Source organism: Caballeronia sp. SEWSISQ10-4 2 (assembly GCF_030464885.1).
Taxonomy (GTDB): domain Bacteria; phylum Pseudomonadota; class Gammaproteobacteria; order Burkholderiales; family Burkholderiaceae; genus Caballeronia.
On record NZ_JALPRJ010000182.1, the window covers coordinates 1 to 5,168 of the forward strand.

4 protein-coding genes are annotated in these 5,168 nt (G+C 64.8%); all 4 read right to left on the bottom strand.

Translation table 11 applies throughout. The annotated features are described in order from the left end of the window. On the bottom strand, positions 1-1,670 hold a 1,670-nt coding region (locus M0D69_RS43330; protein ID WP_301787927.1), incomplete at its 3' end, for an integrase. Beyond that, on the bottom strand, positions 1,667-3,568 hold the full coding sequence (locus M0D69_RS43335; RefSeq protein ID WP_301787928.1) for a hypothetical protein: 1,902 nt from the start codon (positions 3,566-3,568) through the stop codon (positions 1,667-1,669). The genes M0D69_RS43330 and M0D69_RS43335, both read right to left, overlap by 4 nt. Before the next feature lie 8 nt (positions 3,569-3,576). Beyond that, positions 3,577-4,698: a site-specific integrase gene (locus tag M0D69_RS43340; protein WP_233468975.1), complete on the bottom strand. Its 1,122-nt coding sequence runs from the start codon at positions 4,696-4,698 to the stop codon at positions 3,577-3,579. A gap of 59 nt (positions 4,699-4,757) precedes the next feature. Further along, positions 4,758-5,048 carry a hypothetical protein gene (locus tag M0D69_RS43345; protein ID WP_301787929.1) on the bottom strand — a complete coding sequence of 97 codons (291 nt, stop codon included), beginning with the start codon at positions 5,046-5,048 and terminating at the stop codon, positions 4,758-4,760. Positions 5,049-5,168 lie beyond the last annotated feature (120 nt).

Sequence of the window (5,168 nt, forward strand, 5' to 3'; positions counted from 1 at the left end):
CACGCGTGTCCGGTGCTGCGCAGTTCGACCGACTCGGCCGTTTGTCTCAGGAGCTGCTTGAGGTCTCGTGCGGCACGAGCCCGCGTCTGCATGATCTTCTTGCCGGCGCCCCCGCTGAGCGGGGCATCGGGATGCGCCCAACCCTCCAGCAGCCCCAGCCGCGCCTCGAACATCTCCTCCTCGAACTCACGATATAGGGCGTGATCCTGGCAGGGGCTGGCGGCGTAGAGCTGCGTCCACGACATCGACGCATGTTTGAGTTGCCACTTCAGGAAGACGAGGCCCATTCGCCCCAGACGCGAGTTCGCGACGTTGTAGGCGAAGGTGCGGCGGCACTGATGGTTGGCCAGGTCCCACTCCGTCCCGGCTGCCACGGCCAGCTGCTTCAATTGGTGGGTGCAGGAGGCTGAGCTCAGCACCTCGACCCGCGACCCGGTTCCCAGGTGGTCAGAGGCTTTTACGTTCAGACCCAGAACCAGATGGCGGCCGATCCCCCGCACATGGTTCAGGCGGTGCACGGCCTCAGCTATCTTCATGCCGTTGCCCAGGTGTCCGGTGAGATCGGGGCCCTGTGCCAGCAGGTCTTCGAGCCATCGTGCCTCGTCGGCCAACCGCGCCTGCAGCGGTTGGGCGTAGCGCTGCAGGATCTCAAGTGCGCGGATGGCCTCCGGAGGCACCAGGAAGTCGACCTCGGTTCCGCCGGTCGTCTTGACCTCGCGCGTGCGCACCCAGTGATACGTCACGCCGTTGCGCTGTTCGGTACGCCAACACCCACTGGTGACGCCGGTGCTCTCCGAGTTGCGCATCCCCGAGGAGATCTGCAGCAGGTACAGGACCGCATCGCGGATCGCGGTGATCGCGGCACGATTGGAGGCTCCGATTTCACCCGCGTCTCGAGCCCGGAACAGGTCCTCAGCCTGAGCAAGGCTGGCCTCGCAGTGGGCAAAGAGTGTGCGCTGCACCGAGCGCGGGATCACGGGGGTCATGCCGGTACGGCCCGATGGCCCTCGGTCGTCCTCGTTGCCGCCACACGCATCCCAGAGGGCGAGCCCCACCCACGGGTGCTCGAGCAACGGGTGCAGGACTTCCATGTGGAACGACCAGACGAGGTTGACAATCTGCAGCCGTGTATGCACGGACATCGGCTTGAGCGTGCGGCGCAGATCCGCGATGTGGTCAGACAGGTGCAGCGCTCGTACCTGGCTGAAGTCGCCCAGCCCCAATTGCGCGAGGTGCCTCAGCACTAGGACGCCCATGCGACCAATCTCCGCCATAGAGCTACCCGACCACTTCCGCCCACGGGGGCCGCGTCGCTGGGCGCAGTAGAGTGCCGCCTTGGCATCGTCGACCAGCGCTTTCGGCACGTCATCCGGCCAGACGATCTTCAAGGCTGAACCCTTGCGGTTCTTCGCCTCGACCTCCGACGCGAGGTCCCAGACGCGGTCGCCGAAACGGCTCACTGGGTGCTCGTGGCCGGCGGCATCGGCCACGGCAGTCACCACGATGGCGTCACGCTCAGCCGGCGGGATGCCTACCAAGCTGATCGGCTGAGCCGCCAGCAACTCGAAGGCCCGCAGGGCACGTGGCGCGGGCATGGAGCTGACCGGCACGACAAGGGCCCCAGAGTGCTCTTGGGGCGCGTCAAGGACCGAGGCAGAGATGTTACTCATGCCCTTGGTCCTGCCCGGCGCGTTCTGCGAGCCTGCAGTGCCACAGTGTCGCCTTGCGATCCATCACCACGCGGTTCCGGCGCTAAGGCACGGCTGCGTGCGCGGCGGCTCATGGTCATCTGATGCTGCCAGTAGGGGTGCAAGCCTGAGGCGGTCCTAGCGCGGGCCTGGGCGACCCGGCTGCGCGCGAACTGGCGCTGAGTGAAGTCGTCGATGTACGGGATGGCCACGCGGTATCGGTCGCGCAGGTCCTCGAGCAGGCCGTCGGCCGTGCGCTCCGGACCCAGGGCTTCATCAAGGTGGTCAAGTTCGGCCTGTGCGAACATCTGGAAGCTGAACAGGCGCCAGAGTTCGTCCACAGTGCCGACGATGGCGAAGCTCGAGCAGAACAAGCACATGACGTAGCGGTCGCAGTGGCTGCTGCCGTCATTCGGCGCATGCTCGCCACTGATCGAGTCCGAGCACGCGGAGACTGGCGTCGGGGTCGGCAAGGCGCTTGCGCCGTCTTTGCTGACCTTGAAGGGTTGCACTTGCACTGGCTGGATCTCAGGCCCCCTCGGAGCCTGACCTTCGGTCCGCATCAAAGCGGTGTAGTCGCCGTTCATGAAGCTCGCCGCATCGGCCTTGCGCGCCTCGTTCATCGACGGGTAATTCGCCCCGGCCACCCTCGGTGTGTTGCCCATCAGGTTGGCGGTGATCGCTATGTCGCCGTCGGCGGTACGCAGTGCGCGGTCGAAGCGGCTCTTGCGCAGGCGACTAAGGTTGAGGCGCAACGGCAGGCCGTCGTCTCCCAGCAGGTTGCGGCGTTGGATGACGCCTTGGATAGCCCTGTTGAGGGACTTGTTGTCGAGGCAGGTGATGTTGCCCCTCTTTGTCGACCCTGCACTTGCTTCAGCGCGATACAGCCAGATCCGCTGCTTGAGGGTGGGTGGCGCCTCGCACACCAGTTCGCGGGTGCTTGCGATAGCCTGCTGCAGCACTGCGCCTTCGGAGAGGTCGAAGCAAAGGTCCTGCTCGTCGGGCTGCTCGCTCGGTTGAGTTGGCGCTTGCCGTCCAAGAGCGGAGCGGCCGATGCTGGAACGGACCTTCTTGTTGCGGTGCTTGGCAGTGCGCATGCGGATCGTGCCAGGCAGGAATCCCGGCGCCAAGGCGTCGCGGCACATCTCGAGCAGAGGCGTCGGGTTGAGCCCCTGGCGGTGCGCCACCAGCAACAGCCTGAGGCCCTGCACGGCACCTTGCTTCAGCGGCAGGCGGCCGTGGTGAACGTCAACGAGGTCGGACTTGATAGCCTTGGCCAGGCGCTCTTGCTCCGTGTCACTCAGGCTAGTCTGCAGACTGTCTTCGCGGCTCCAGGGCAACGCGCCGCGCCGGAAGAAGCGGGAAGGCTCCCCCGGGATGAAGCCCTGCGCGAACATTTCGGCGAGTACGGCCTTGATGGCCTTGTAGGTATTGCGCGTCGAACTCGGTCTCCAGCCTGCAGCCTGCGCCCGCTTCTGCAGCCAGCCGATGAAGTGCTGGACATGCAGCGGGGACAGGTCCGACGGGAACTTCGGCCTCGGGGGCACAGGTGTTTGCGAGCTGCCCGCGAGGTACTCGAACAGGTAAGGCAATTGCCCGAAGTACGTGGTGACGGAGGCTGTCGCGCGCGCGCCGGAGAGCAGCATCGCCTTGAGGCAGAAGCCGGATGAGCATACCCAGTCGTCGATGCCACGGCCCAGCCAGTCACGAAGGTCGAGCGTCTTGATTCTCTGAGGGAAGCGGGCCTCTAGCCCCAACAGCGCCACCATGTCGATGCAGGCGTCGTCGGCGCTGGGCCTCGGCCGTTCGGGTGACGCCGATGTGGCGCCGACCGGCGCGGCGCGATTCTCGCTGACGTTGTAGTTTTTCTTTCTGACCATGGCGTGGCTCAGTGTCGAGGATCGGCGGTGGATGCCTGCGGCGCCGAGGCCAGGGCTTTGCTCACCCCGTAGAGCCGGTCAAACTCGTCCATCATCGCCAGCGCCTCGGCGCCCAGCAGCCGCTCGATCTGCTGCAGATACACCATTGTGGTCTGGACGCTCGCGTGGCCGAGGCGGTCGCGGACGTACATGAGCGGCTCCAGCTTGATCTCGGGACGGCTGCGCAGCAGCAGCAGGGTATGGATCGCGTAGCTGTGACGCAGCATTAGCGGGCGCACCCGGAAGCCGACCCTGTTGCTGAGATCCGCGCAGACCTTCACCGCGGATTCCTTGCTGTAGCGCTGGCCGTGGATCGTCAGGACCAGTTCCTTGCACCCGGTCGCGCCTACGAGACCGTTGCGCTCGAATGTCGTGTATGCGTACATGTCCTCCATCAGGCTGTATGGCACGTGCACGACGCGGGGCTTGTCGAACTTGATCTCCATGTCCCGCGGGTCGAGGCGCACGTCGATAAAGGTGCCTGGCTTCAGAGCCTTTTGGGTCCTGGGATCAATCACGTACGACAGAGGGAAAGTACGTGCCTCGACTGAGCGCAGACCAACCCGCGCCATCAGGTCGAACAGCAGCCGCTGCGATGCAGAGCGCATCGATTGCCGCGCGACCTTCAACTGCTCTGCGGTCAGGAACGCGGGTTCCTTGTCCCACTCGTCGAGCAGCACTGCCGGCCGGCTCAACTTCTTGTGGCCGCCTGTGACATGGGCCAGGTCATGCTCGATGTCGTTCACGGCGATATCGGAGTAGCTGAAGGGCAAGCGGTCAATCCGCCCGCGCTCATGTGCCCACCGGTACATTGCCACGACCAACTCCAGCCGGTCGTTGACGGTTGCCGGGTCCAGCTTGAGGTCTTGAGCCTGCCAGTCGCGGTAGACACGCACGACGCTCTGCCCAACAGACGTGAATGGATCGTTCCAGCTCCAATCGTTCGCTTGTAGAAATCGGGCGAAATCCCAGAGCCGGCGCCCGTACGCCTCCCAGGTCTTGGGTTTCAGCGCCTTGCCACTCTCGAGCAACCGATACAGCAGGTAGTCGTGGAACGGCTGCGCCGGCGCCATCGACTCGTCGAGGATCAAGGGGAATCCCGGCCGCGGTCTTCCGGCGAAGACGAACTCCTCGGTGGCGCGCACGTACCTCACGCGCCGGCCTCGCGCAACATCTTCACCGCTTGCTTGAATGGCACGCGCCATAGGTGCATCACGAGGTCGACGGCGCCGCCGCCGCCCTTGCGTTGCCGCGTGTCGAAGAAGCGGACGCCGTCGACCAACAACTCCCAGTCGGCGCCGGCAGCAGTCACGTGCACGCGTCGGGTGTCTAAGGCGCGCACGGGAGCGAAGTCCCGATCGAGCTTCGTGTGTTCGGCCATTAGGTGAAGCACATCGAGCACTGCGAGGCCGCGCAGTCGCCGTAGTTCCAAGTTATCCACAGGCCGCATCCCTTCCCCCGGACCCCCATCCCGCTACTCGTCTCAAAGAGACTGAATACCAATACAGAGTGCCATGTCTGTCAACGCATTTCTTGCTAATAAAAAGAAGTATTCCTACCG